The sequence below is a fragment of the Streptomyces sp. NPDC088554 genome (assembly GCF_044752945.1).
GTDB lineage: Bacteria > Actinomycetota > Actinomycetes > Streptomycetales > Streptomycetaceae > Streptomyces.
Window position 1 is genome coordinate 13,718 of the sequence record NZ_JBIVMF010000042.1, and the last position, 26,246, is coordinate 39,963.

Consider the following 26,246-nt stretch of genomic DNA (forward strand, 5'->3'; position numbering starts at 1 on the left):
GCACCCCGCACCCCGCACCAACAAAAAGGGCCGGGCCCAGGACATAAGTCCCGGGCCCGGCCCTCCAGCCTGCCGACGGCTACGCGCAACGCACGCGCGACCCCGTCAGTTGTCGTCCTCGTCGATCAGAAAGCCCCGCATCGGCGACGGCGCCTGCTGCATCGGCTGCGGCGCCTGCGGCCGCACCGGCGCCATCGGCTGAGTCATCGCCGGCGACATCTGCTGCTGGCCGCCGTACGACGGACCCGACGGCGCTCCCATGGACGGTCCGCCCATCGAAGGGCCGCCCATCGAGGGGTTGCCGCCCATGCCCATCGCGCCCGCACCGGCCGGAGCCATGGAGGGCGACGGCGGCAGAGAAGCGGCCGCAGGCGTACGCGGCGGCGCCAGCGAGTCGTCCGCCTGGGTCTCCAGCTGACGCAGCTGGCTCTCCAGATAGGACTTCAGCCGCGTGCGGTACTCGCGCTCGAAGCCACGCAGATCCTCGACCTTGCGCTCCAGCGTCGCGCGAGCGGACTCCAGCGAGCCCATCGCGACACGGTGCTTCTCCTGCGCGTCCCGCTCCAACGCGTCCGCCTTGGCGCGCGCGTCGCGTTCCAGACCCTCGGCACGGCTACGGGCCTCGCCGACGATCTTGTTGGCCTCGGAACGCGCCTCGGCGATCGCCTGGTCAGCGGTCTGCTGCGCGAGCGAGAGCACGCGCGCGGCACTGTCGCCGCCGGGACCCTGCTGCTGCATCTGCTGGTTGGGGTTGCCCATACCGCCCATGGGCCCACCCATGCCGCCGCCCATCGGGCCGCCCATGGGACCGCCCTGCATGGGGTTGCCCTGCATCGGGCCGCCCTGCATGGGGTTGCCCTGCTGCTGCATCGGGCCACCCTGCATGGGACCGCCCTGCATGGGGTTGCCCTGCATCGGGCCGCCTTGCATGGGGTTGCCCTGCTGCTGCATCGGGCCACCCTGCATCGGGCCGCCCTGCATCGGACCACCCTGCATGGGGTGCTGACCACGCGGGTCGTGACCCTGCTGGCCGGGTCCCTGGCCGTGCGCACTCGGTCCCGCGGGCAACTGCGGAGCCCCACCGGGCAGCTGGGGCGGGCCCATCTGCGGAGGCTGCTGCTGCTGCGGCGGTCCGGATATGGCGGCGGGCACCGGCGCGCCGGGTCGATCCTGCTGTTCGGGCGGCTTGCGCATGCCCTGTTGCTGCTGTTGCTGCTGCTGGTTCTGCGCGGCGGCACGCGTCGCGGCGGCCAGCTTCGCGCGCAGATCCTCGTTCTCGCGGAGCAGGCGGGTCAGTTCGGCCTCGACCTCGTCGAGAAAGGCGTCGACCTCGTCCTCGTCGTAGCCTTCTCGTAGTCGGACGGTCGTGAACTGCTTGTTCCGCACGTCCTCGGGGGTCAACGGCATCTCTACTTCACCTCTACGTAGTCGTCGGCAGTCGGCAAGACCGTATCGCTCACATTCCCCTCGCAAGACTGCTCACGAGCGAGATCAGGATCCAAACGATGATCATCAGAACGAAGAAGGACAGGTCGAGTGCCACGCCCCCGAGACGCAGCGGCGGAATGAACCGCCGCAGAAGCTTGAGCGGTGGATCGGTGACAGTGTAAGTGGCCTCCAGAACGACCACCATCACCTTGCCGGGCTGCCATGAGCGGGCGAACTGAAAGACGTAGTCCATGACCAACCGGAAAATCAGCACGATAAGGAAGCACATCAGCGCGATGTAGACCACCTGTAGTGCGATGCCCATCCCGCTGCTTCCCTCTCCCCTGGTTCACTCTGGTTCCGGTCGTACGCCGGGACGTTCCCGGTGCGCGACCGGGTTGTTACCGGTGCTGCTCTCAGCTCTGGTTGAAGAACCCGCCCTCTGCGATGCGGGCCTTGTCCTCCGCCGTGACGTCGACGTTAGCAGGAGACAGCAGGAACACCTTCTGCGTCACGCGCTCAATGCTGCCATGGAGACCGAAGACGAGTCCCGCGGCAAAGTCGACAAGTCGCTTCGCGTCCGTGTCGTCCATCTCGGTCAGATTCATGATCACCGGAGTGCCCTCGCGGAAGTGTTCCCCGATAGTACGGGCCTCGTTGTAGGTCCTCGGGTGCAATGTGGTGATGCGGTAGGGCTCCCGCTCGGACACGACCTTGGGCATGATCACCGGCGCGTTCTTCTCCAGGCTCGGACGTTCAGGTGTGATGGACGCCACGGGGGCGATTCGCGCCGGACGTCCGCTTTCTGCCGCTAGCGGAACCGGCTCGCGTTCCCGCTCCCGCTCGCGCTGCGCGGGGGGTTGGACCACACGCACCGGCTCTTCCCGTTCCGGCTGGTGCACGGGCTGGTGTCGGCGATGTTCACGCTCCGGCTCCGGCTCGGGTTCGAAATCATCGTCGGGGTCGAAGCCCCGGCCGTCGTACCCATCGTCCTCCACGAGGCCGAGGTAGACCGCCATCTTGCGCATCGCGCCGGCCATGCTCTGGGTCCTCCGCTCTGTGGTGGATCGGCCTCGTCACCAAGTGCCCGCGATCCACTGGGTCTACCCGCCTTCGGCGGAAATGACCATATTTTCTACTGTGGTCCGACTTGCTTCGCGACGTTACCCGAGCCGGGGTCGGACTCCGAGTACCGCCGTACCGACGCGTACATGTGTCGCCCCGGCCCGCACGGCATCCTCAAGGTCCGTACTCATCCCCGCCGAGACCATGCTCGCAGCCGGATGGTCCATGCGGAGGCGGGATGAGATTTCCCGCAGCCGCTCGAACGCCGCCCGCCGCCGCCCCGCGTACTCACCGGTGAGCGGGGCCACGGTCATCAGACCGCCGAGCCGGAGCCCCGGCGCGTCGGCCACCGCGGCGGCCAACTCCCCGACGCCGTCCGGCGCCACGCCACCTCTCGCCCCACGCTCGCCGGACTCCGCGTCCAGCGCGACCTGAAGGAGACACACCGGCTCGCGCCCCGCTCTCTCCGCCGCGACGGAGAGAGCGGAAACGAGCTTGATCCGGTCGACAGACTGCACGACATCGGCGTAACTGGCTACAGAACGGACCTTGTTCGTCTGCAATTGACCCACAAAATGCCACTTCAGCGACAAATCTTCACAAGCCGCGGCCTTCGGGGCGGCGTCCTGGTCGCGGTTCTCCGCCACTTCCCCGACGCCCAGTTCATGGAGCAGCCGGACATCGCTCGCGGGATAGGTCTTGGTGACCACGATCAGGGTCACCTCCTCCCGCTCACGTCCGGCGGCGGCACAGGCGGAGGCGATTCGGTCCTCCACCACCGCGAGGTTCCCGGCGAGTTCGGCCTTCCGGTCCTTCATGTTCATCGGTCCAGCCAGACATAGCCGGCGAGCCGCCCGGTCGTGCGGTCGCGGCGGTACGAGTAGTGGTCGGGCGACTCCCGCGTGCAGACCGCCGAGCGCCTGCGGTCCACGACCCCGGCCGCGGCGAGCTGTGCGTGCACCCCGGCGACGATGTCGACGGCCGGTGTCGACCAGCTGGTCTCGGCCCGCGCCTCCGGTACGACGGCGGCGACCTCGTCCCGCATCGCCTCGGGCACTTCGTAGCAACGGCCGCAGACAGCGGGTCCGGTGAGGGCGGTGATCCCGGCGGGCTCCGCGCCGAGCGCGGCCATCGATGCGACAACGGCCGGGACGATCCCCGCGACCAGTCCGGGACGTCCGGCGTGGGCGGCGGCGACGACCCCGGCGGCCGGATCGGCCAGCAGCAGCGGAACACAGTCCGCGGTGAGTACGGCGAGCGCGAGCCCGCGCCGTACGGTGACGGTCCCGTCGACGGCGGGGATGTCCCCGGTGGTCCACGGTTCCTCGGCGACGGCCACCTCGCGGCCGTGCACCTGGTTCATCCAGACGACCCGCGCCGGGTCGATCTCCAGCGACTTCGCCGCGAGTTCGCGGTTGGTCCGTACGGCGTCGGGGTCGTCGCCGACCGCGCCACCGAGATTGAGCCGGTCATACGGAGCGGCGCTCACCCCGCCCCACCGGTCGGTGAAGGCGAAGTGGGCGCCGCTCAGTGTCGCGCGCTGTCCTATCACTTCAAGAAGTCCGGAACGTCCAGCTCCTCGGCCTGGCTGTCCTGGTACGGACGGGCCGGGGGAACCTGCGCCTGAGTCACCGAGTACGGCTTCTCGCTGACCGCGGGGGCGGGCTCGGCCCGACGGTCCTGGCTGTCGTCGCGCGGGGGTACGGTGCCCAGCCCGCCGGTGGAACGGCCAGTGTCGGCGGACCGGGAGGGGGGCTGCGGCTCGTCACGCTTGGACGCGGCGCCGAGCACGGTCTCCCGGCGGGTAGGCGGCTGTCCGCCGTCGAAGCCGGCCGCGATGACGGTGACCCGGACCTCGTCGCCCAGGGCGTCGTCGATCACGGCGCCGAAGATGATGTTGGCCTCCGGGTGGGCCGCCTCGCTCACCAGCTGCGCCGCCTCGTTGATCTCGAAAAGACCGAGGTCGGAACCGCCGGAGATGGAGAGCAGGACACCACGGGCGCCGTCGATGGACGCTTCGAGGAGCGGCGAGGAGATCGCCATCTCGGCGGCGGCCACCGCGCGGTCGTCGCCGCGGGCCGAGCCGATCCCCATGAGCGCCGAACCAGCCTCGGACATCACGGACTTGACGTCGGCGAAGTCGAGGTTGATCAGACCGGGGGTGGTGATGAGGTCGGTGATGCCCTGGACACCCGACAGCAGGACCTGGTCCGCCGACTTGAACGCGTCGAGCACGCTGACCTGGCGGTCCGAGATGGACAGCAGCCGGTCGTTGGGGATGACGATGAGGGTGTCGACCTCTTCGCGGAGTTCGGCGATGCCGTCCTCCGCCTGGTTCGCCCTGCGGCGGCCCTCGAAGGTGAACGGGCGGGTGACCACACCGATCGTCAGGGCGCCGAGCGAGCGCGCGATGTTGGCGACGACGGGCGCGCCGCCGGTGCCGGTGCCGCCGCCCTCGCCTGCGGTGACGAAGACCATGTCGGCCCCCTTGAGGACCTCCTCGATCTCCTCACGGTGGTCCTCTGCCGCCTTGCGGCCGACTGCCGGGTTGGCTCCGGCCCCGAGGCCGCGCGTGAGTTCCCGGCCGACGTCGAGCTTGACGTCGGCGTCGCTCATCAACAGCGCTTGCGCGTCGGTGTTGATCGCGATGAACTCGACGCCCTTGAGACCGACCTCGATCATTCGGTTGATGGCATTGACACCACCGCCGCCGACACCGATGACCTTGATGACTGCGAGGTAGTTCTGCGGTGCTGCCACGTCGAAGGCCTCTCGCCTCGAGTTACGTGTCGTCGCCGCGCCGATGTGGCGCCGCGCCGACTGATGCCGATGGGACGGTCCGAAACGCCGACCCAAACCCTCACGGTGAAGTTCAGGGTTACCAGTGTGTCCGCTTCTTGGACTCTTCCGAACAGGACACTAAGTCGACAAGTGGCGCACGTTCAACGAACACGCCGAACCTCCCGTTTTTCTTTTCACCCTATGTGATCACCCACAGCGCTGACCAACCAGGGTGCTGGCCAGCACATATGACCGTCAACTCCCGGCCACTGCGGGTGCGGTGGGCGCGCTCACGTCGAAGTGCCCCGCCCCGGGGGCCGCTTTCATGAGCGCGGAGAGCGCACGGGCCTTGGCCGCGCCGTTCTCCCCGCTCCCCCACATCACCGTACGGCCCCGCGTCAGTTCCAGGGTGATGGAGTCGTAGGAACGGACCCGTACGGCCCGGGTCTGCGCGGCTGCCGCCGGCGGCAGCTCGCCGCGTACCCGTACCGCTTCGCGCGTCAGACGATCGGCTCCGAACCGTCGAGTTCCAGCCGATTCTTCGAGCGTCATCCTGAGCAGCGGGACACCCTTGGGCGCGCGGGCCACCGTGGCGAACCGCACACCCCCGGCATCCATTTCGATAAATTTTCCGTCTTTTTCGATCAAAAGTGTGGGGTGTCGTTCGATCACTTTCAGACTGATCGCGTTCGGCCATGACCGGTCGACCTCCACCGAGTCGATACGGGGCAGCTCCTGACGGAGTCTCGCCCCGATCGCGTCCGTGTCGACGGAGGCCAGCGGCGAGCCGAGCGGTACGGCCGCCACGGCCGCCACCCGGGCCCGGCCGAGGACCTCGGTGCCCGAGACGCTCACCTTCTCCGCGCGCAGCCACTGGGAGCCGTACAGCACCCAGAGGCCGCCCGCGAGCAGCAGGATGGCTCCGGCCAGGGCGATCAGCAGCCCCGGCCGGGGAAGCCGGAACCGGCGCCCCTCCGGCTCCTGGCCCTCCTGGCCGGAGACCGGCCCCGGTCGCGCGCCACGCTCCGCGGTCGTCGGTCCGGCCATGGCTTCCCCTCGCCTTCCCGCCTACGCCTGACGGCGTGCGGCAATCGCCTCGTACACCATGCCGACCAGCAGATCGTCGGCGTCCCTGCGGCCGAACTCGGCGGCCGCGCGGGACATCTCGTACAGCCGGTGCGGATCGGCGAGCACCGGGAGCACATGGCCCTGGATCCACTCGGGCGTCAGCTCCGCGTCGTCGACCAGCAGTCCGCCGCCCGCCTTGACCACCGGCTGGGCGTTGAGCCGCTGTTCGCCGTTGCCGATCGGCAGCGGGACATAGGCGGCGGGCAGCCCGACGGCGGTGAGTTCGGCGACGGTCATCGCGCCCGCACGGCAGAGCATCATGTCGGCCGCCGCGTACGCGAGATCCATCCGGTCCACATACGCTACCGGCACATAGGGTGGCATTCCGGGCATGTTGTCCACGCGCGGCAATTCGTTCTTCGGACCGACCGCGTGCAGGATCTGGATTCCGGAGCGCTGGAGCACCGGGGCGATCTGCTGGACCACCTCGTTGAGCCGACGCGCGCCCTGCGAGCCGCCGGAGACCAGCAGCGTCGGCAGGTTGGGGTCGAGCCCGAAGGCGGCGCGCGCCTCGGGCCTGACCCTGGCCCGGTCGAGCGTGGCGATGGTACGGCGCAGCGGGATGCCGATGTAACGGGCGCCCCGCAGCTTGCTGTCCGGGGTGGAGACGGCCACGGCCGCCGCGTACCGCGAACCGATCTTGTTGGCCAGACCGGGCCTGGCGTTGGCCTCATGGACGATGATCGGCACCCCGAGCCGTTTGGCCGCCAGGTAGCCGGGCAGCGCGACATAGCCGCCGAAGCCCACGACGCAGTCCGCCTTGGTGCGCTCCAGGATCTGCTCGGCCGCCTTGATGGTGCCGCGCAGCCGTCCGGGGACGGTGATCAGCTCGGGCGTGGGCTTGCGCGGCAGCGGTACGGCGGGGATCAGCCCCAGCTCGTACCCCCGCTCGGGTACGAGCCTGGTCTCCAGGCCGCGTTCCGTGCCGAGGGCCGTGATCCCCACGGTGGGGTCCTGCCTGCGCAGGGCGTCCGCGAGGGCGAGCGCGGGCTCGATGTGGCCGGCGGTCCCCCCACCGGCGAGTACGACATGCACCGAAATTCACCGCTCTCCGGACGGACGCTTCTTGACGCGCCGTCTCATCGTCTTCCATCTCACCCCGGCCCGCTTCCTGCGGAAGACAGGCTGCCGCATGGCCAGGGCCGCTTTCGCGGCGGGATCCTCCCGCGCGAACGCGATCAGCAGCCCGACGGCGAACATGGTCGGCAGCAACGCCGATCCTCCGTAGGAGAACAGCGGGAGCGGGACTCCGGCGATCGGCAGCAGGCCGAGCACCGCACCCACGTTGATCACGGTCTGCACCATGATCCAGGTGGTCACGCCTCCCGCGGCGTACCTCACGAAGGGATCCTCCGTGCGTCCGGCCACGCGAATACCCGCATAGCCTAGAGCCGCGAACAGCGCGAGCACCGACAGCGTCCCCGCCAGTCCCAGTTCCTCCCCGGTGACGGCGAAAATGAAGTCGGTGTGCGGTTCGGGCAGTTGGCCCCACTTTTCCACACTCGCGCCGAGGCCGGAACCGAACCATCCCCCGGAGGCGAGGGCGTAGATTCCGTGTACGGCCTGCCAGCACTCTCCGTCGGGACCGACCTCGACCGCGCCGACGCAGGAGAACCGCGACAGCCGGTTGGCGCTGGTCTGGATGAGCATGAAGCCGATCAGCGCGGCGACACCGAGCACCCCGGCGAAGAGCCGCGTGGGCGCCCCCGCCAGCCAGAGCAGCCCGAAGAGGACGGCGGTGAGGATCATCGCCGTACCCATGTCGCCGCCGATCATGATCAGCCCGAGCAGCATGAAGGCGACCGGAACGAACGGCACCAGCAGGTGTTTCCACTGTGTCAGCAGCCGTCTTTCCTGTTTGCGGGCGAGCAGATCGGCGCCCCACAGGACCAGCGCCAGTTTGCCGAACTCGCTGGGCTGGAGCTGGAACGGGCCGCCCAGATAGATCCAGTTCTGGTTGCCCTTGACGTCCATCCCTATGCCGGGGATCTGGACGAGCACCATCAGGAAGACCGCGCCGACCAGCAGCGGGTAGGAGAGCGCGCGGTGCAGCTTGACCGGCATCCGGGTGGCGAGGAACAGCAGGATCCCGCCGATGACCACGGCGAGGAGCTGTTTGCGGAAGAAGTACGTTCCGGGCAGCGAGAGTTCGAGCGCGTAGATCATCGACGCGGAGTAGACCATCACCAGACCGAGCACGGTGATCAGCAGACCGCTGCCGAGGATCACGTAGTACGCGGTGAGCGGGCGGTCCCAGGCGCGGCGGGCCCGCTCGTACAGACGTCTGGGCGCGCCGCCGCGGGGCGGCCGGGCCGTTCCCCCGCCACCGCGCCCGCCGGCCGCCGGTGGCCTGCGTACGGCCGCTCCCGGGGCCCTGCCGCGCAGCGCGAGACCGGACCTGCGCGGCCCCGAGGGGCACGCGCCGGTCTCGTACAGGCTGTCGGAGCCGTGGGGTCCCGAGAGGGCGGGCGCGCCCGGGAGCACGCCCGCGAAGCCCCAGCGGCGTACCGCGTCGGGCCGCTGCTCTCGGTCCGCGGTGTCGTCGGCCGGCATCGTCGCTGTCCCCTCCAGTCGTGCCCGGCGCGGCCGCCGGTGGGCGGGGATCCGCGGCCGGGGCCGCGGCCGGACCGGTCAGGCGTGCCCGGCGGCGAGGTCGCGCACCGCGTCCGCGAACGCCTCGCCCCGCTTGTTGTAGTTGACGAACATGTCCATCGAGGCACACGCGGGGGCCAGCAGTACCGTGTCCCCCGGCCGCGCGAGCCGTGCCGCCTCGCCGACCGCCGCCGCCATCGCCCCAGTGTCGGTCCGGTCGAGGTCCACGACCGGGACTTCGGGGGCGTGTCGCGCGAGGGCTTCCCGGATGAGGGCGCGGTCGGCGCCGATCAGGACCACGCCGCGCAGCCGCTTCGCGGCCGAGGCGACCAGTTCGTCGAAGGACGCGCCCTTGGCGAGGCCGCCCGCGATCCAGACGATCGGGTCGTAGGCGGCGAGGGACGCCTCGGTGGCATGGGTGTTGGTGGCCTTGGAGTCGTCGATGTAGGTGACGTCCGCGACCTCCGCGACCCATTCGATCCGGTGCGGGTCGGGCTTGAAGGCGCGCAGCCCGTCGCGTACGGCCGCGGGCTCGACGCCGAAGGCTCGGGCGAGGGCCGCCGCGGCGAGCGCGTTGGCGATGTTGTGCGGGGCGGGCGGGTCGATGTCGGAGACCTGCGCCAGCTCCTGGGCGTGTTCGCGCCGGTTCGCGACGAAGGCGCGGTCGACCAGGATGCCGTCGACGACGCCGAGTTGGGACGGTCCGGGGGTGGCGAGGGTGAAGCCGATCGCCCGGCAGCCCTCCTCCACGTCGGCGTCGCGCACCAGTTCCTCGGTGGCCCGGTCGGCCACGTTGTAGACGCAGGCGACGGTGTTGCCCTCGTAGATCCGGCCCTTGTCGGCGGCGTACGCCTCCATGGAGCCGTGCCAGTCCAGATGGTCCGGCGCGAGGTTCAGCACGGCCGCCGAGTGGGCGCGCAGGCTGGGTGCCCAGTGCAGCTGGTAGCTGGACAGCTCGACGGCGAGCACGTCGTACGTCTCCTCGCCCGTGACCGCCTCCAGCAGCGAGACGCCGATGTTGCCGACTGCGGCCGTGCGCAGCCCCGCCGCCTCCAGGATGGAGGCGAGCATCCTGACGGTCGTGGTCTTGCCGTTGGTGCCGGTGACGGCCAGCCAGGGGGCCGCTCCGGGCCCGCGCAGCCGCCAGGCCAGCTCGACATCGCCCCAGATCTCCACGCCGGCCGCCGCGGCGGCGGCGAAGAGCGGCTTGTCCGGCCGCCAGCCGGGCGCCGTGACGACCAGTTCGGTGGTGTCGGGCAGGGTCGCCCCGTCGCCGAGCCGGACGGTGACGCCCAGCGCCTCCAGCTCGGCGGCCTGCGAGCGGGCCCGCTCGTCGTCCCCGTCGTTGACGACGGTGACCCGCGCCCCGAGCCCGTGCAGGACCCGGGCCGCCGGGATCCCGGAGACCCCGAGACCCGCGACGGTGACCCGCTTGCCGTTCCAGTTCACTTCTCTGCCGCCCAGCCCGCGTAGAAGATGCCCAGACCCACGATCACGCACATGCCCTGGATGATCCAGAAGCGGACCACCACCAGGACTTCGGACCACCCCTTGAGTTCGAAGTGGTGCTGGAGGGGTGCCATCCGGAAGACCCGCTTGCCGGTCATCTTGAAGGACCCGACCTGGATGACCACGGACATGGTGATCATCACGAAGAGACCGCCGAGGACGGCCATCAGGAATTCGGTACGGGAGAGGATCGCGAGCGCGGCGATGGCGCCGCCGAGCGCGAGCGACCCGGTGTCCCCCATGAAGATCTTCGCGGGCGAGGTGTTCCACCACAGGAAGCCGAAGCACGAGCCCATCAGGGCGGAGGCGACGACCGCCAGGTCCAGTGGGTCCCGTACCTCGAAACAGGCGTTGGGGTTGGTCAGCGTCAGCGCGTTGGCACAGGACTCCTGGAACTGCCAGAGCCCGATGAAGGTGTACGCGCCGAAGACCATCACCGACGCGCCGGTGGCGAGCCCGTCCAGACCGTCCGTCAGGTTCACGCCGTTGGACATGGCGAGAATCATGAACAGCGCCCAGACCACGAACAGCACCGGGCCGATCGACCAGCCGAAGTCCGTGACGAACGACAGCTTGGTGGAAGCCGGGGTGATGCCGCGCGAGTTGGCGAACTGGAGCGACAGCACCGCGAAGGTGATGCCGACGATCAGCTGACCCGCCATCTTGGCCTTGGCCCGCAGCCCCAGCGAACGCTGCTTGACGATCTTGATGTAGTCGTCGAGGAACCCGACGAGCCCCATACCGGCCATCATGAACAGCGCCAGCAGACCCGAGATCTTCGGGGTCTCACTGGTGATCACCTTCGCCAGGGCGTACGCGATGAGCGTGGCCAGGATGAAGGCGACACCGCCCATGGTGGGCGTGCCCTTCTTGCTGCCGTGCGTACGGGGTCCGTCGTCCCGGATGAACTGCCCGTATCCCTTGCGGGCCAGGAACTTGATCAGCAGCGGAGTACCGATCAGGGTCAGGAAGAGCCCGATGGCTCCCGCGAAGAGGATCTGCCTCATGGGCCGGCGACCTCGCCCTCGGTGGCGTTCTCCAGCAGCGCCTGGGCGACGCGTTCGAGACCGACCGACCTCGACGCCTTCACCAGCACGACGTCCCCCGGACGCAGCTCACCGCGCAACAGGTCGACCGCCGCCTGCGTGTCGGACACGTGCACCGACTCCTCACCCCACGAACCCTCGTTGTAAGCGCCCAATTGCAGCCAGGACGCTTCCCTGCCCCCGACTGCGACGAGCTTGCTGACGTTGAGCCGGACGGCGAGCCGTCCGACCGCGTCGTGCTCGGCGAGCGATTCGTCCCCCAGCTCGGCCATCGGGCCGAGCACCGCCCAGGTACGCCCCCCCGCGGCCCGTGAGGCACCGCCCATGGCAACCAGCGCGCGGAGCGCCGCTCTCATGGATTCGGGGTTCGCGTTGTAGGCGTCGTTGACGATCGTCACGCCGTCCGAGCGCTCGGTGACCTCCATACGCCAGCGGGAGAGGGTTCCCGCCTCGGAGAGCGCCACGGCGATCTCGTCGACGGACATACCCAACTCATGGGCGACGGCGGCCGCGGCGAGCGCGTTCGACACGTGGTGCTCACCGTACAGCCGCAGCGTCACGTCACTGCACCCGGAGGGTGTTCGAAGGCTGAACGCGGGCTGTCCTGTCGCTGTGAGACGCACGTTCTCTGCCCGTACGTCTGCTTCGCCCGACTCGCCGAAGAGCACAACACGGGCCTTTGTGCGCGAAGTCATGGCGCGGACGAGCGGATCGTCGGCGTTGAGCACCGCCACACCGCCCTCTTCGGCGGAGGGCAGGGACTCGACGAGTTCGCCCTTGGCCAGCGCGATCTGCTCACGGCCGCCGAACTCGCCGATGTGCGCGGTGCCGACGTTCAGTACGAGGCCGATCCGGGGCGGGACGAGTCCGGTGAGGTAGCGGATGTCCCCGATGTAGCGCGCGCCCATTTCGAGGACGAGATAGCGGGTGTCCTCGACGGCCCGCAGCGCGGTGATCGGCAGCCCGATCTCGTTGTTGAGGTTGCCTTCCGGCCAGACGGTGGGGCCCGCGCGGCGCAGGAGCTGGGCGATCAGGTCCTTGGTACTGGTCTTGCCGGCCGATCCGGTCAGCGCGACGGTGGTGGTGCCGAGGCGCTCGACGACGGTACGCGCGAGCGCGCCGAGGGCCTGGACGACGTCGTCCACGACGAGTGCGGGCACCCCGACGGGACGCGTGGCCAGCACGGCCACCGCGCCCGCCGCGACGGCGCCGCGCGCGTAGTCGTGTCCGTCGACGCGCTCACCGGCGAAGGCGGCGAACAGGCCACCGGGCTCCACCGCGCGGGAGTCGTAGACGACGGATCCGGTGACCCGGACGGCCGGATCCGGTATGTCGTGCGGCTGCCCGCCGACGATGGCGGCGATCTCGGCGAGAGAGAGGGTGATCACTGGGTCATCCCTGACTGTTGTTCTCGGAGCGGGGCTCGGGACGGGGCTCGGGTCCGGTCTCGGGGCCCGCGGCCCCCCGGCGGGAGCGCTCGATGGCCTCGCGCAGCACCCGGCGGTCGTCGAAGGGGCGTACCACCCCGGCGATGTCCTGGCCCTGCTCATGGCCCTTGCCGGCGATCAGTACGGTGTCGTCGTCCCCCGCGCGGGCCACCACCGCGGCGATGGCCGAGGTCCGGTCCGCGTCGACCAGGACGTCCCCGCGCTCGTGGGCGGGCACCCCGGCGGCGCCGGCCAGCATCGCGGCGAGGATCGCGAGCGGGTCCTCGCTCCGGGGGTTGTCGGAGGTCAGTACCGCGGTGTCGGCGAGACGGGCGGCGGCGGCGCCCATCGGCCCGCGTTTGGTCTCGTCGCGGTCGCCGCCGCAGCCGAGGACGATATGGACCTTGCCGGGGGTCACCTTGCGCAGCGAGCGCAGGACCGATTCGACGGCGTCCGTCTTGTGCGCGTAGTCGACGACGGCGAGATACGGCTGTCCGGCGTCCACCCGCTCCAGTCTGCCCGGTACGCCGGGGACGGCGGCGATGCCGTCGGCGGCGGTCTGCGGGTCGATCCCGGCGACCGTCAGGGTGGTGATCGCGGCCAGTGTGTTGGCGACGTTGAACGGTCCGGGCAGCGGCGCCGCCGCGGTGATCCGCTCGCCCTTGGGGCCGACCGCCGTGAAGGTGGAGCCGTGGGTGCCGATCACGACGTCCTCGGCCCGCCAGTCGGCGTCCGGGTGGCCCTCCGCGGAGAAGGTGGTGATCGGGATCTCCGCCTCCCGGGCGAGCCTGCGGCCGTACTCGTCGTCGAGGTTGACCACGCCGGTCCTGCTGCGTTCGGGGGTGAACAGCCGCGCCTTGGCCTGGAAGTAGTCCTCCATGCCGGAGTGGAACTCCATGTGCTCCGGGCTGAGGTTGTTGAAGACCGCGACGTCGAAGACGCAGCCGTCGACCCGGCCGAGCATCAGGGCGTGGCTGGAGACCTCCATGGCGACCGAGTCGATGCCGCGCTCGCGCATGACGGCGAAGAGCGCCTGGAGATCGGTGGCCTCGGGGGTGGTGCGCTCGGACTTGATGCGCTCGTCGCCGACGCGCATCTCGACGGTGCCGATCAGTCCCGTACGGTGTCCGGCGCCGCGCAGTCCGCCCTCGACGAGGTAGGCCGTGGTGGTCTTGCCCGAGGTGCCGGTGATCCCGATCTGGAGGAGGGCGGTGCCGGGGCGCCCGTAGATCTCGGCGGCCAGGTCGCCCATGCGCGCACGGGGGTCGGGGACGACCAGGAGCGGCAGCCCGGTGGCGGCGGCGCGCTCGGCGCCCGCCGGGTCGGTGAGGACCGCGACCGCGCCGAGGCCGGCGGCCTGGGCGGCGAAGTCCGCGCCGTGGAAGCGGGCACCGGGGAGTGCCGCGTACACGTCCCCGGGGCGTACCGCCCGCGAGTCGTGGGTGATGCCGGTGGCCTCGCCCGGCCCTCTCACCTCCCCCCGGCCCGGTGCCTCGGCGCCCAGCCGGGCCGCCAGCTCCGCGAGGGAGGCCGGGCGGACCCGGTCCGGACGGGGCGCTCCCGGAGGGGTCACAGGAGTGTCCTTGGGGGTGGTTCTGTACTGATCAGCTTGTGGCACGGCGGTGAGCGTACCGGGCTTCGCGGCGGACGGGCCAAGCGAGGGGGACGAGGGTACGGAGGGTTCCTGGTGGTTCCCGGAATCGGGGGTGATCGTTGTCACTGGGGCGTTCCCTGGGGGTCACTCGCCGGGTTTGAAGGTGACCGGCAGCCGGGCGGGAGTACTGCCGGTCGGTGCGACCCGCAGCGTCTTGAGAGCGAACTCCATGACCTTCTTGTAGATGGGCCCGCAGATCTGGCCGCCGAAGTAGCTTCCCGTGGTGGGGTTCTGGATGGCGCAGTAGACGGTGATCTGCGGGTCGTCCGCGGGCGCGAAGCCGGCGAACGACGCGGTGTAACCCTTGTAGACGCCCAGCTCGGGGTCGACCCGGTTGGCCGTACCCGTCTTGCCCGCGACGCGGTAGCCGGGGATCCGGGCCTTGGTGCCCGTGCCCTCCTCGTTGCCGACGACCGACTCCAGCATGGTGGCGACCGTCTTCGCGGTCTTCTCGCTGACCACCCGGGTCCTCTCGGGCACGGCGGCGGGCATGAAGTGGCCGTCGGGGCCGGTGGTGCCACGGATCAGGGTGGGCTCGATCCGTACGCCGCCGTTGGCGATGGTGGAGTAGACGGACGCGGCCTGCATGGCGTTGAGAGAGAGGCCCTGGCCGAAGGGGATCGTGTACTGCTGCGAGGTGGACCAGTCCTGCGGCCGGGCGAGGATGCCCCGGGTCTCGCCCGGGTAGTTCAGGCCGGTGGGTTTGCCGATGCCGAACTTGCTCAGATACGAGTGCAGGACCTTGTTGGCCTCGGGCTGGGTCCTGCCGAGCTGGCCGGTGGCGAGGATGGTGCCGATGTTGCTGGACTTGGCGAGGACGCCGTTGAGGGTCAGGTACCAGGTGGGGTGGTCGATGTCGTCCTTGAAGAGCCGGTCGCCCCGGTGCAGCCGGTTGGGGACGACGACATGGGTGCCGGGGGTGGCGGCCTTCTCCTCCAGCACGGCGGCCATGGACATGACCTTGCTGGTGGAGCCGGGTTCGTACACGTCCTGGAGTGCGGCGTTGCCCATGTTGGCGGTGGTGGCCCGAGTGAGGTCGTTGGGGTCGAAGCCGGGGGAGTTGGCCATCGCGAGGACCTCGCCGGTCCTGGAGTTCTGGACTATCACGTAGCCGCGGTCCGCCTTGGACTTCTTGACCTGCTCGGAGATGGCCTCCTGCGCGGCCCACTGGATGTCGCGGTCGATGGTCAGCTCGATCGAGGAGCCGGGCACCGCGGGCTTCTCCTGGGAGGTGGCGGTGGGGACGCGGCGGCCGCCGGACTGGGCGTAGGTGACCTTTCCGTCCTGGCCGGCCAGTTCCTTGTCGAGCATGGACTCGATGCCGCCGGCGCCACGGCCCGCGGCGTTGACATATCCCAGTATCCCGGCGGCGAGATCCCCGTTGGGATACACCCGCTTGCTGCTCTCCTCCTGGAACACGCCGGACAGTACGCCGATACCGGATCCGCCCGCGCTCTTCTCCTTGCTCGCCTTCTCGGCGAGAACCCGCTTGAGGTCCTTGATCTGGTTCCAGACCTGCGGGGTCTGACGGCGGGCCAGCACGGTGTAGCGGGGGGACTGCGGGCTCTTGAGCTTCTTGAGGACCGTCTCGCTGTCCGTACCGAGGATCGGCGCGAGCAGCGACGCGGCCTGCTCCGCGGCGTCGGGCAGCTTGGTGAACTCGGGGCTGAACATCGTCGGGTCGGCGGTGATGTCGTACGCGTCGACGCTGGTGGCGAGGGCGATCCCGGCGCGGTCCGTGATCTCGCCGCGCTCCGCCGCGATGGTGTGGCTGAGGTAGCGGCTCTTCTCCGCCCTGGCGGTGTACGTGCTGGCGTCGACGGCCTGCACCTGGAGCAGCCGTACGACGAACGCGAGCATGACCAGGGTCAGCCCGACCCCGACCAGCCGCAGCCGGGGCCGGGGGCTGCTGAGCTGGATACGGCGCGCGCCGGCCGCTCCGGTACGCGGACGGCCGGGCGTGGACCGTCCGGCCGGGCGCGGGCGGCGGCCGCTGCCTGAGCGCGCGGGGTTCGGTACCCGGCGGCGCGGTGGTTCCTGGGGGGGCACTGCGTCACCTGCCGGAGGTCGTCGGGGCCGGTGTCCCGGCGAGTGTTCCGGGTACGTCGCCGGGGGGAGTCGCCGAGCCGGAAGGCGAGACGGCCGGGCCTGAAGGGTACGAAGGGTCCGCAGCGCCGGGAGGAGCGGGCGCGGGCGACGGTACGACCACCGTGGGCGTGGCCTCCGTCAGGGGGGAGGGCGGCGCGGACGGCAGCGCCTCGCTCTCCTCGGGGACGCCCTTGACCGTACCGTCGGGATCGAGGAAGGCGGGGCTGCCGCCGGGCACCATGCCCAGCTCACGGGCGCGCCGCTCCAGGGCGTACGGGGCGGAGTAGTCGTCCACGTCCCGTTGCAGCGCCTGCTCCTCGTCGGTGAGGTCCGTGGTCCGCTTCTTGAGCGCGCTCAGCTGGAAGGAGCCCTCGTTGAGGGAGGAGTTCAGCAGCAGCAGGGTGATCAGACCGCCGCCGAGGAGCAGGACGACCAGCAGGACGAAGGGGGTGCGGGCCGCCGAGCTGTTCCCGGCGGGCATCAGCTGGGCGAGCCGCGCGGCCCGCCCCCTCAACTGCTTGGCCGGTCCCTTCACAGAACGTCCTCCCGGATCCGCTGCGCCCCGCGCAGCCGGGCCGGAGCCGCGCGCCGGTTCTCGGCGACCTCTTCCTCCGTGGGGAGTTCGGCGCCCCGGGTGAGCAGCTTCAGCCGGGGCTGGTAGCGCTCGGGGACCACGGGCAGTCCGGGCGGCGCGGTGTTGGCGGCACCGGCCGCGAAGACCTGCTTGACCAGCCGGTCTTCGAGCGAGTGGTACGAGAGGACGGCGATCCGGCCGCCGACGGCGAGGCTCTTGACGGCCGCCGGAATCGACTGTTCCAGTACGGACAGTTCGCCGTTGACCTCGATGCGCAGGGCCTGGAAGGTGCGCTTGGCGGGGTTGCCCCCGGTGCGCTTGGCGGCCTGCGGGAGCGCGTCGCGGATCAGCTCGACCAGGCGGGCGCTGCGGGTGAACGGCTCCTTGGCGCGCTCCTTGACGATCGCCGAGACGATCCGCTTGGCCTGCTTCTCCTCGCCGTACGCCCGCAGGATCCGCACCAGTTCACCGGGCGGATAGGTGTTGAGGACCTCCGCGGCGCCGACCCCCGTCGTCTGGTCCATCCGCATGTCGAGCGGGGAGTCCTGGGCGTACGCGAAACCGCGGTCCGCCTCGTCCAGTTGCATGGAGGAGACGCCGAGGTCGAACAGGACGCCCTGGACCCGGGAGATCCCCAGCCGGTCGAGGACCTCGGGCAGTTCGTCGTAGACGGCGTGGACGAGGGTGGCGCGGTCGCCGAACGGGGCGAGCCGCTCGCCGGAGAGCCGCAGCGCCTCCTGGTCGCGGTCGAGCGCGACCAGCCGCGCCGAGGGGAAGGCGGCGAGCAGTGCCTCACTGTGCCCGCCGAGGCCGAGCGTGCAGTCGACGACGACGGCGCCGGGCTCCACGAGGGCGGGTGCCAGCAGATCGAGGCAGCGCCGGAGCATCACCGGAACATGTCTGGCCTGATGCGCTCCCGCGTCCTCGGACGCTGTACGGATACGGCGTTCCGCGGTCGCGCGGCTCTCCAGGACTGGCTCGCTGCGCTCGCTCATGCGCCCTCTCAGGTCCGGCGCGGCCGTACGTACTGCCGGGTCCCCACCCGCTCAAGAAGGGGAGGTGGTCCGCCGGCGCCGGGAAGGGCGTCGGCCGACCGCCGAGCGGGAGGGGGCCGAGCCGCACGTTTCGCCGCACACGCGGGGAAGAATCAGGATGTGTTCGGAGTGTGTCCGTGAACTTCGCGTCACTTTAGTCCACTGGCCCTTCGGGTCAATCAACCGGCCAGCGCGTCGCGAGGGTCACTCGCCACAAGACCACAAAGGGCATATTTCACCCATTCGGCCGCTCCTCGCTCGGCCCTGTGGGTTAGCTCACAACAAGCCACGATGGCGTTCTTTGTCCCCTCTCGCAGCGGGCCTCACCTGCTGCTGACGGATAACGTCAGGGGTATGTCGACCTCCGCGCACCTCTCCACAGGATCCACCGGGACCCCCGCCGCCTCGGCCCGCACCGGCGGAACAGTCACCGACCAGCTCGTGGACGCCAACCACCGTTACGCGGCCGGGTTCGAAGACCCGGGCATGGACGCGCGGCCCGTGCTCCGGGTCGCCGTGGTGGCCTGCATGGACGCCCGGCTCGACCTGCACGGCGCGCTCGGGCTCGCACTCGGCGACTGCCACACCATCCGCAACGCGGGCGGCGTGGTCACCGACGACGTCATCCGCTCCCTGACCATCAGCCAGCGCGCGCTGGGCACCCGCAGCGTCGTCCTCATCCATCACACCGGCTGCGGCCTGGAGAGCCTCACCGAGGATTTCCGGCACGAGCTGGAGATGGAGGTGGGACAGCGGCCGGCCTGGGCCGTGGAGGCGTTCCGCGACGTCGAGCAGGACATACGCCAGTCCATGCAGCGCGTCCGCACCTCCCCCTTCCTGCCGCACACCGACGATGTCCGCGGGTTCGTCTTCGACGTGAAGACCGGCCTGCTGCGGGAAATAGACCCCTCGATCAGCCCTTCCGTCTGAGCATCGGCGCGACCGCGTCCGTATCTTCGGTGGGGTCTTCGGCGGGGCTTCGGCGGAATCCCCGAAATGGGGACACCTTCGAGGCGCTTCTTGGCCAACACGTCCCGCAAAGCCGACATATCACACCCACTTATCCACAGGCGGATGACACGAGACGGTAACGGCAACAAGAATGCGTATGCGGCAGCGTCACGGAACCTTCCGGAGACGATGCCCGTGTTTCGGGGAGGGCCGGGCCGTCTGATGAGCGTCGGCCCGTCGGAAAGGGCCGAGGAGGGCCGGGTGACGACCTATGACGATCGAGCGAGCCTCACAGATCTGACCACCACAGCGGAGCGTGTGCGCGCGTCGATGGAGGGTGTGATCGAGGGCAAGCCTGAGGTCGTACGGCTTTCACTGACCGTGCTGCTCGCCGAGGGACATCTTCTGATCGAGGATGTTCCCGGTGTGGGCAAGACCATGCTGGCAAAGGCGCTCGCGCGCTCCATCGACTGTTCGGTGCGGCGTATTCAGTTCACCCCCGACCTGCTGCCGTCGGACATCACCGGTGTGTCGATCTACGACCAGCAGAAGCGGGAGTTCGAGTTCAAACCGGGCGCGATCTTCGCCCAGATCGTGATCGGCGACGAGATCAACCGCGCCTCGCCCAAGACCCAGTCGGCGCTGCTGGAGTCCATGGAGGAGCGCCAGGTCACCATCGACGGGCACAGTCACGAACTGCCCGACCCCTTCATGGTGGTGGCCACCCAGAACCCGGTGGAGATGGAAGGCACCTACCCGCTCCCCGAGGCCCAGCGCGACCGCTTCATGGCCCGGGTGTCGATGGGATATCCGAGCGCCGAGGCCGAGCTCCAGATGCTGGGGGTGCACGGCGGGGTCTCCCCGCTGGAGGACCTCCAGCCGGTGGCCCACGCACACGACATCGTGAAGCTGATCGACGCGGTGCGCAAGGTCCATGTCGCCGAGTCGGTACGGAGATACGCGGTCGAGCTGGTCGGCGCGACGCGCAACCACCCGGACCTCAGACTCGGCGCGTCCCCGCGCGCGACGCTCCATCTGGTGCGGGCCGCGAAGGCCACGGCCGCGCTCGCCGGACGGGAGTACGCCCTGCCGGACGATGTCCAGGCGCTGACCGTGGCGGTGCTCGCACACCGGCTGCTGCCGACGGCCCAGGCCCAGCTCAACCGCCGGACCGCCGAGCAGGTCGTGCTGGAGATCCTCCAGCGGGTCCCGGTGCCCACGGCGGACGGTGGCCGCGCGCCCGCCGTCCGTCCGGCCACCGGCGGGGCGCTCTTCGGCCAGCAGTCCGGCGTACGGCGGCTGTGATGGCACCGGCCGCCCCGGACGGCGAGGAGAAGAGCGGGCCGCGGGCCGCGCTGTCCGGACTGACGACACGCGGCCGGTCGTTCCTGGCCGCGGGGGTCGCCGCGGCGGTCTGCGCCTATGTGCTGGGCCAGTCGGATCTGCTGCGGGTGGGGCTGCTGCTGGCCGTGCTGCCGCTGATCTGCGTGGCGGTGCTCTACCGCACCCGCTACCGGGTCGCGGGCAGCCGCAGGCTGACGCCCTCCCGGGTGCCCGCGGGCTCCGAGGCCAGGGTCCATCTGCGGATGGACAATGTCACCCGACTGCCCACCGGACTGCTGATGCTCCAGGACCATGTGCCGTACGTCCTCGGCCCGCGCCCCCGCTTCGTCCTGGACCGGGTGGAGCCGGGCGGTCGCCGTGAGGTGTCCTACCGGGTCCGCTCGGATCTGCGCGGGCGCTATCCGCTCGGCCCGCTCCAGCTGCGGCTGAGCGACCCCTTCGGCATGTGCGAGCTGACCCGCTCGTTCAGCGCGTACGACACCCTGACCGTCATCCCGCACACCGAACCACTGCCGCCCGTGCGCCTCGCCGGTGAGGCGTCGGGGTACGGGGACGGGCTCCAGCGCTCGCTGGCGCTGGCCGGTGACGACGACGTGATCCCCCGCGGCTACCGCCACGGGGACGACCTGCGCCGGGTCCACTGGCGCTCCACCGCCCGCCACGGCGAGCTGATGGTGCGCCGCGAGGAACAGCCGCAGCGCGCCGGATGTACGGTCCTGCTGGACACCCGGCGCTCCGCCTACCTGGGCTCGGGGCCCGACTCCGCCTTCGAGTGGGCGGTGTCGGGCGCCGCCTCCGCGCTGGTGCACATGCTGGAACGCGGCTTCGCGGTACGGCTGCTGACCGACACCGGCAGTTCGGCGCCGGGCGAGGGGTCCGACGGCTTCGCCGGGGCGACCCACGACTCCGCGGAGGCGGCCGGACTGATGATGGACAGCCTCGCGGTCGTCGACCACTCCGACGGTACGGGCCTGTCCCCCGCCTACGACGTGCTGCGCGGCTCCACCGAGGGACTGCTGATCGCCTTCCTCGGCGACCTCGACGAGGAACAGGGAGCCGTGGCCGCCCGGATGCGCCAGCGCGCCGGCGCCGGTGTCGCCTTCGTACTCGACAGCACCGGCTGGACGCAGGGCTCCGGGCCGGGTGACCGCGCCGAGGAGCGGCTGCGGCAGCTGCGCGAGGCGGGATGGACCGCGCTCGCCGTGCCCTCGGGGGCCGAACTGCCCGAGCTGTGGCGCCAGGCCGCCCGGCAGAACTCGGAATCGGCCGTCGCCGGCGGCCCGACAGGCTTCTCCGGAGGATGGTCATGAGCGGACGCGGGAGGCTGGCGCTCTGCGCCTTCGCCGCCACGCTGATGGCGGCGGGCGCCCTGGTACCCCTGGTGGAATCGTCCCTCTGGCTGCTCCAGGCCGCGGTCATGGTGGCGGTCATGAGTCTGGTGGGCGCGCTGGTGCGGCGGGCCCCGCTGGCCAGGGCGCTGACCGTGGTGTTCCAGACCGTCGCCGCCGTACTGGTACTCACCTCGGTCTTCACCAGGGACGAGGCGCTGTTCGGTTTCCTGCCGACACCCGATGCCCTCCGGGAGTTCGGCGACCTGTTCGCCTCGGGCGCCGACGACGTCGGACGGTACGCGACCCCGGCGCCCGCGACCGACGGCATCCGGCTGATGCTGATCGGCGGGGTCCTGCTCATCGGGCTCGCGGTGGACACCATAGCGGTGACCTTCCGCAGCGCGGCCGCGGCCGGACTGCCGCTGCTGGCCCTCTACTCGGTGGCCGCGGGGCTCTCGGGCGGATCGGGCGGCTGGGTGTGGTTCCTGCTCGCGGCCACCGGCTATCTGCTGCTGCTCCTGGCCGAGGGCCGGGACCGGCTCTCCCAGTGGGGCCGGGTGTTCGGCGGTACACCGCGCACAAGCCGGTTCAGCGCCCTCCCCGACGCGTCGGAAGGCCGGGCCCCGGTCCGTACCGGACACCGGATCGGTGTGGTGGCGCTGGGGGTCGCGCTGGCCGTGCCGGCCGCCCTGCCCGCCCTGGACGGCGGACTGCTGGCCAACGCGGCCCGGGGCGCCGGCACGGGGGTGGGCGGCGGAGGCACCATCTCCGCCGTGAACCCACTGGTCTCCCTCCAGGACAACCTGAACCAGCCCGAGGACCGCGAGGCCCTGCGCTACAAGACCAACGCCAAGAACACCCAGGACCTCTATCTGCGGATCATGGCGCTCGACAAGTTCGACGGGACGTCCTGGCGGTTCTCGCAGCGCAGCGTCGAGGACGTCCCCGACCGGCTGCCGAACCCACCGGGCCTGCGCTCCGGCATCAGCACCACCGAGATCACCACCAATGTCTCGGCGGCCGGCTGGTACCGGCAGAACTACCTGCCGATGCCCTATCCGGCCACCCAGGTGCAGATCTCCGGGCGCTGGCGCTTCGAGCCCACGGGCCGGACGCTGGTGGGCGACCGCGGGCAGTCGACACGCGGTGCGCAGTACGAGGCCGACAGCCTTCAGGTGAACCCGACCCGCGAGCAGCTGGCCGCCGCCCCGGAGGCCTCGCCCGAGCTGCGCCGTGAGTACACCGAGGTCCCGTCGAGCCTCCCGGATGTGGTGCGGCAGACGGCGCGCCAGGTCACCGAGGGCTCGGCGAACGACTACGAGAAGGCCGTCAAGCTCCAGGACTGGTTCGCGCTGGACGGTGGCTTCACGTACAACACCGAGGTGGACTCGGGCACCGGGGTCACGGCGATCACCCGCTTCCTCCAGAACAAGGAGGGCTTCTGCGTCCACTTCTCGTTCACGATGGCCGCGATGGCCCGCACGCTGGGGATCCCGGCGCGGGTGGCGGTGGGCTTCACACCGGGCACCCCGCAGCCGGACGGCAGCATGTCCGTCGGACTGCGCGACGCCCACGCCTGGCCCGAGCTGTACTTCGAGGGCATCGGGTGGACCCGGTTCGAGCCGACCCCGAGCCGGGGCACCACCCCCGACTACACCCGCCCGGAGGCCCCCTCGGACAGCCCGAGCGACGCCGGGCGGCCGTCCACCGACGCGTCGGACGAGCCGTCCACCGCGCCGGCCGACTCCGACAGCTGCCCGGCCCAGGCCCGCAGGCTGGACGAGTGCGACACGGCCGCCCCCAGCGCCGTACTGGCACCGACCGACTCCGGTCCCCCGCTGGGGACCGTGCTCGGTATCGTCCTGGGCACCCTGGCCGCCCTGCTGCTCCCCCTGCTGCCGCTGCTGTGGCGGATCAGGGTCAGGGCCCAGCGGCTGGGATCGGGCGGGCGCGCCCCCGAGGACGCCGTGGACCGGACGCTCGCGGCCTGGCGGGAAATCACCGATACGGCCTGGGACCACGGCATACCGCCGGACGACTCCCGGACCCCGCGAAAGGCGGCGGCCCGGATCGTACAGCTGGGCGGTCTCGACGAGGAGGCGGCCGACGCGGTCCACCGGGTGGCCCGTTCCGTGGAGCAGGTGCTGTACGCGCCGGATCCGCGGCCGGGGACGGGGCTCGCGGACGACCTCCGGCTGATCCGGGAGGGTCTGGGCGCCTCGGCGACCCGCTGGACCCGGATCCGGGCACTTCTCGCGCCCCGCTCGTCCGTTCGGGTGATCTGGGCGGCGTCGGAACGCTGGACCGCGCTCACCGCCCGCTGGGCGGCCGGGCGTGAGCGGCTCCTCACCCGCTGGTCGGCCACGACGACCCGCTGGCGCCCGTCCCGGCTGCGGGGCTGACCGCCCGCCGGGCCCGCCCCGGACCAGGCCCGTGATGCTCCGCACACCGGTGCGGAGCATCACGGGCGGCGCCGTACAGAACGGCGCCGTACCCCGGGGAAAGCCCGCAGAGCAGTGGCGTACGACTGAGGGGCGAACGCTCATGGCGCTCGCCCCTCAGTCGTACGTTACTGCTGGTTACTGCTCGGCAAGCCTGAGAACCGTCAGGGACTCACTGGCCCTGTTCGTCACGGCGGCGCTGCCACCGCTGCTCGATCCGGTTCATCATGGAGCGGCGCTGTCCGGACTGTCTCCGATCGGCGGACGCACCGCCGGCCGAACGCTGTTCGCCCGGTTTGGGCGCTTTACGCCAGCCGGTGACCGCCAGGACCGCGCAGCCCAGCATGACGAGGAACCCCACCACACTGATCCAGATCTGCTGGGCGACCATTCCGGCCATGAGGAGCGCGATACCCACCAGGAAGCCTGCGACTGCCTGGTAGACCCGTCGCCGGGTGTACGTACGCAGCCCGCTTCCCTCAAGCGCTGTCGCGAACTTGGGATCTTCGGCGTACAGCGCTCGCTCCATTTGCTCGAGCATTCGCTGCTCGTGCTCCGAGAGCGGCACGGAGTCCTCCTAGTCGTCGGTCGCGGGGGGCGACCGGTATGCGGCTCCTTCAAGGATAGGCAGGGAATCGCCCCCGTGAAACCCGCCCTCAACGCCAATTCGCCATTCCGGGCCGCCATGTCGGCTCGGCTGCTGAGGCGTTGATTCCCCAACCATCGATCCGTCATGCCGGATGGTGTACCCCGATCATACGGCGCGCGGCGCCATGCCGGGGGGCCTGTGGCGCACTCCATGCGCGGCTGCGTCGCTGATCAGCCATGCGATCGGGGTCCTGGACCGCTCCGGGGCACCCTCCTGGGCCGTTCCGGGGGTTTTGCGCGCGGCCGGGAGTCAGTGCCGCTTCTCGCCCAGCACATGCAGCTGGCCCGCCACGGAGTGGAAGGCGGGCAGCTCGGCGGCGGCGGCCTCCAGCTTCAGCAGCGCGTCCAGCGCACCCGGCTGGGTGTCCACCAGACCGCCGGGGACCAGATCGGCGAAGACCCGGACGCCGTGCACCGCGCCGACCCGCAGCCCCGCCGCCTCGACCAGCTCCGTGAGCTGGTCGGCGGTGAACCTCCGGGGCACCGGGTCGCCCTCGCCCCAGCGCCCGGCCGGGTCGGTGAGCGCCTGCCTGGCCTCGGTGAAGTGCCCCGCGAGCGCCCTGGCCAGCACGGCACCGCCCAGCCCCGCCGCCAGCAGGCTGAGCGCCCCGGCCGGGCGGAGCGCCTCGACCGCGTTCCGGATGCCCTCGGCCGGATCGTCCACGTACTCCAGGACACCGTGGCACAGCACGGCGTCGAAGCCGTCGCGCTCGACCACGTCGAAGAGGCCGTGGATATCCCCCTGCACCCCGCGGACCCGCTCGGCGACCCCGGCCTCGGCGGCCCGGCGCTCCAGCGCGAAGAGCGCGTTCGGGCTGGGGTCGACCACGGTCACCCGATGGCCGAGGCGGGCGACGGGCACCGCGAAGTTGCCCGTACCCCCTCCGGTGTCGAGCACATCGAGGACATCCGTCCCCGCCGCCTTCGCCCGGCGGTCGAGCGCCTCCTTGAGGACCTCCCAGACCACGGCGGTACGGAGGGAACCACGGGGGCGGGACGGTGTCTCCCCACCGAAGACAGGGGAAGGGTGCGACACGGCAGTTGACTCCTCGGCGCGGTGCCGCCCCGCACGGCGGGGCGAAAAGGGGTGCGGGCTCTGCCGCCCACCTTAGCCTCGATCCACCGACGTGATGCCTGTGGATAACTTTCAGGAGAACGAGGAAGTGCCTTGTGACCTGCGATGATGGGAGTTCTTCAGGCTTCCG

Annotated in this window: 22 protein-coding genes; 4 read left to right on the forward strand and 18 right to left on the reverse strand. The window is 70.8% G+C overall.

Translation table 11 applies throughout. The features are described from left to right. Window positions 1-105: 105 nt before the first annotated feature. The 16 genes from ACIP8W_RS30115 to rsmH all read right to left on the reverse strand — a co-directional run bounded on the left by ACIP8W_RS30115 (window position 106) and on the right by rsmH (window position 18,287). The gene (locus tag ACIP8W_RS30115; RefSeq protein WP_402205513.1) at window positions 106-1,407 is read right to left on the reverse strand and encodes a DivIVA domain-containing protein; all 1,302 of its coding nucleotides are present in this window, start codon (window positions 1,405-1,407) and stop codon (window positions 106-108) included. A gap of 49 nt (window positions 1,408-1,456) precedes the next feature. After that, window positions 1,457-1,753, reverse strand: a complete 297-nt coding sequence (locus ACIP8W_RS30120) for a YggT family protein (protein ID WP_366396345.1) — start codon at window positions 1,751-1,753, stop codon at window positions 1,457-1,459. A 91-nt stretch (window positions 1,754-1,844) separates the two neighbouring features. Continuing rightward, entirely contained in the window at window positions 1,845-2,468 is a 624-nt protein-coding gene (locus tag ACIP8W_RS30125; protein WP_401948609.1) for a cell division protein SepF, read from the reverse strand. 123 nt (window positions 2,469-2,591) lie between these two features. Then, complete coding sequence (locus ACIP8W_RS30130; RefSeq protein WP_401948607.1) at window positions 2,592-3,311, reverse strand: YggS family pyridoxal phosphate-dependent enzyme; 720 nt, start codon at window positions 3,309-3,311, stop codon at window positions 2,592-2,594. A 2-nt stretch (window positions 3,312-3,313) separates the two neighbouring features. After that, complete coding sequence (pgeF, locus tag ACIP8W_RS30135; RefSeq protein ID WP_402205516.1) at window positions 3,314-4,045, reverse strand: peptidoglycan editing factor PgeF; 732 nt, start codon at window positions 4,043-4,045, stop codon at window positions 3,314-3,316. Continuing rightward, window positions 4,042-5,253: a cell division protein FtsZ gene (gene ftsZ / locus ACIP8W_RS30140; RefSeq protein ID WP_401948601.1), complete on the reverse strand. Its 1,212-nt coding sequence runs from the start codon at window positions 5,251-5,253 to the stop codon at window positions 4,042-4,044. The genes pgeF and ftsZ overlap by 4 nt, the downstream gene beginning before the upstream one ends. Window positions 5,254-5,529: 276 nt before the next feature. Next, entirely contained in the window at window positions 5,530-6,321 is a 792-nt protein-coding gene (locus tag ACIP8W_RS30145) for a cell division protein FtsQ/DivIB (RefSeq protein WP_401948598.1), read from the reverse strand. 21 nt (window positions 6,322-6,342) lie between these two features. After that, entirely contained in the window at window positions 6,343-7,437 is a 1,095-nt protein-coding gene (murG, locus tag ACIP8W_RS30150) for an undecaprenyldiphospho-muramoylpentapeptide beta-N-acetylglucosaminyltransferase (RefSeq protein ID WP_401948595.1), read from the reverse strand. Window positions 7,438-7,443: 6 nt separating this feature from the next. Then, the gene (gene ftsW / locus ACIP8W_RS30155; protein ID WP_402205518.1) at window positions 7,444-8,955 is read right to left on the reverse strand and encodes a putative lipid II flippase FtsW; all 1,512 of its coding nucleotides are present in this window, start codon (window positions 8,953-8,955) and stop codon (window positions 7,444-7,446) included. A 78-nt stretch (window positions 8,956-9,033) separates the two neighbouring features. Continuing rightward, window positions 9,034-10,443, reverse strand: a complete 1,410-nt coding sequence (gene murD / locus ACIP8W_RS30160; protein ID WP_402205520.1) for a UDP-N-acetylmuramoyl-L-alanine--D-glutamate ligase — start codon at window positions 10,441-10,443, stop codon at window positions 9,034-9,036. Beyond that, window positions 10,440-11,510 (reverse strand): phospho-N-acetylmuramoyl-pentapeptide-transferase, encoded by a 1,071-nt coding sequence (gene mraY, locus ACIP8W_RS30165; protein WP_401948586.1) that lies wholly within the window; start codon window positions 11,508-11,510, stop codon window positions 10,440-10,442. Before mraY ends, murD begins: the two co-directional genes overlap by 4 nt. After that, window positions 11,507-12,937 (reverse strand): UDP-N-acetylmuramoyl-tripeptide--D-alanyl-D-alanine ligase, encoded by a 1,431-nt coding sequence (gene murF / locus ACIP8W_RS30170; RefSeq protein ID WP_401948583.1) that lies wholly within the window; start codon window positions 12,935-12,937, stop codon window positions 11,507-11,509. The genes mraY and murF overlap by 4 nt, the downstream gene beginning before the upstream one ends. 4 nt (window positions 12,938-12,941) lie before the next feature. After that, entirely contained in the window at window positions 12,942-14,696 is a 1,755-nt protein-coding gene (locus ACIP8W_RS30175) for a UDP-N-acetylmuramoyl-L-alanyl-D-glutamate--2,6-diaminopimelate ligase (protein ID WP_402205523.1), read from the reverse strand. Window positions 14,697-14,714: 18 nt separating this feature from the next. Continuing rightward, complete coding sequence (locus tag ACIP8W_RS30180) at window positions 14,715-16,679, reverse strand: peptidoglycan D,D-transpeptidase FtsI family protein (protein WP_401948577.1); 1,965 nt, start codon at window positions 16,677-16,679, stop codon at window positions 14,715-14,717. Window positions 16,680-16,683: 4 nt separating this feature from the next. Continuing rightward, window positions 16,684-17,253 carry a cell division protein FtsL gene (locus ACIP8W_RS30185; RefSeq protein WP_402205525.1) on the reverse strand — a complete coding sequence of 190 codons (570 nt, stop codon included), beginning with the start codon at window positions 17,251-17,253 and terminating at the stop codon, window positions 16,684-16,686. Further along, entirely contained in the window at window positions 17,250-18,287 is a 1,038-nt protein-coding gene (rsmH, locus tag ACIP8W_RS30190; RefSeq protein WP_401948572.1) for a 16S rRNA (cytosine(1402)-N(4))-methyltransferase RsmH, read from the reverse strand. The genes ACIP8W_RS30185 and rsmH overlap by 4 nt, the downstream gene beginning before the upstream one ends. Window positions 18,288-18,680: 393 nt before the next feature. Here rsmH and ACIP8W_RS30195 point away from each other — a divergent pair, with 393 nt between their 5' ends. The 4 genes from ACIP8W_RS30195 to ACIP8W_RS30210 all read left to right on the forward strand — a co-directional run bounded on the left by ACIP8W_RS30195 (window position 18,681) and on the right by ACIP8W_RS30210 (window position 24,354). Further along, complete coding sequence (locus tag ACIP8W_RS30195; protein WP_401948569.1) at window positions 18,681-19,256, forward strand: beta-class carbonic anhydrase; 576 nt, start codon at window positions 18,681-18,683, stop codon at window positions 19,254-19,256. Window positions 19,257-19,538: 282 nt separating this feature from the next. Next, window positions 19,539-20,582 carry an AAA family ATPase gene (locus tag ACIP8W_RS30200; RefSeq protein WP_401948566.1) on the forward strand — a complete coding sequence of 348 codons (1,044 nt, stop codon included), beginning with the start codon at window positions 19,539-19,541 and terminating at the stop codon, window positions 20,580-20,582. Further along, window positions 20,582-21,931, forward strand: a complete 1,350-nt coding sequence (locus ACIP8W_RS30205; protein WP_401948563.1) for a DUF58 domain-containing protein — start codon at window positions 20,582-20,584, stop codon at window positions 21,929-21,931. Before ACIP8W_RS30200 ends, ACIP8W_RS30205 begins: the two co-directional genes overlap by 1 nt. Beyond that, window positions 21,928-24,354, forward strand: a complete 2,427-nt coding sequence (locus ACIP8W_RS30210) for a DUF3488 and DUF4129 domain-containing transglutaminase family protein (RefSeq protein ID WP_402205528.1) — start codon at window positions 21,928-21,930, stop codon at window positions 24,352-24,354. Before ACIP8W_RS30205 ends, ACIP8W_RS30210 begins: the two co-directional genes overlap by 4 nt. A 211-nt stretch (window positions 24,355-24,565) precedes the next feature. On the opposite strand, the gene ACIP8W_RS30215 is transcribed toward ACIP8W_RS30210, so the two are convergent. Further along, entirely contained in the window at window positions 24,566-24,961 is a 396-nt protein-coding gene (locus ACIP8W_RS30215) for a DUF3040 domain-containing protein (RefSeq protein ID WP_401948558.1), read from the reverse strand. A gap of 330 nt (window positions 24,962-25,291) precedes the next feature. Then, a complete protein-coding gene (locus ACIP8W_RS30220; RefSeq protein ID WP_401948555.1) occupies window positions 25,292-26,077 on the reverse strand; it encodes a methyltransferase in 786 nt (261 codons plus the stop codon). Window positions 26,078-26,246: the final 169 nt, after the last annotated feature.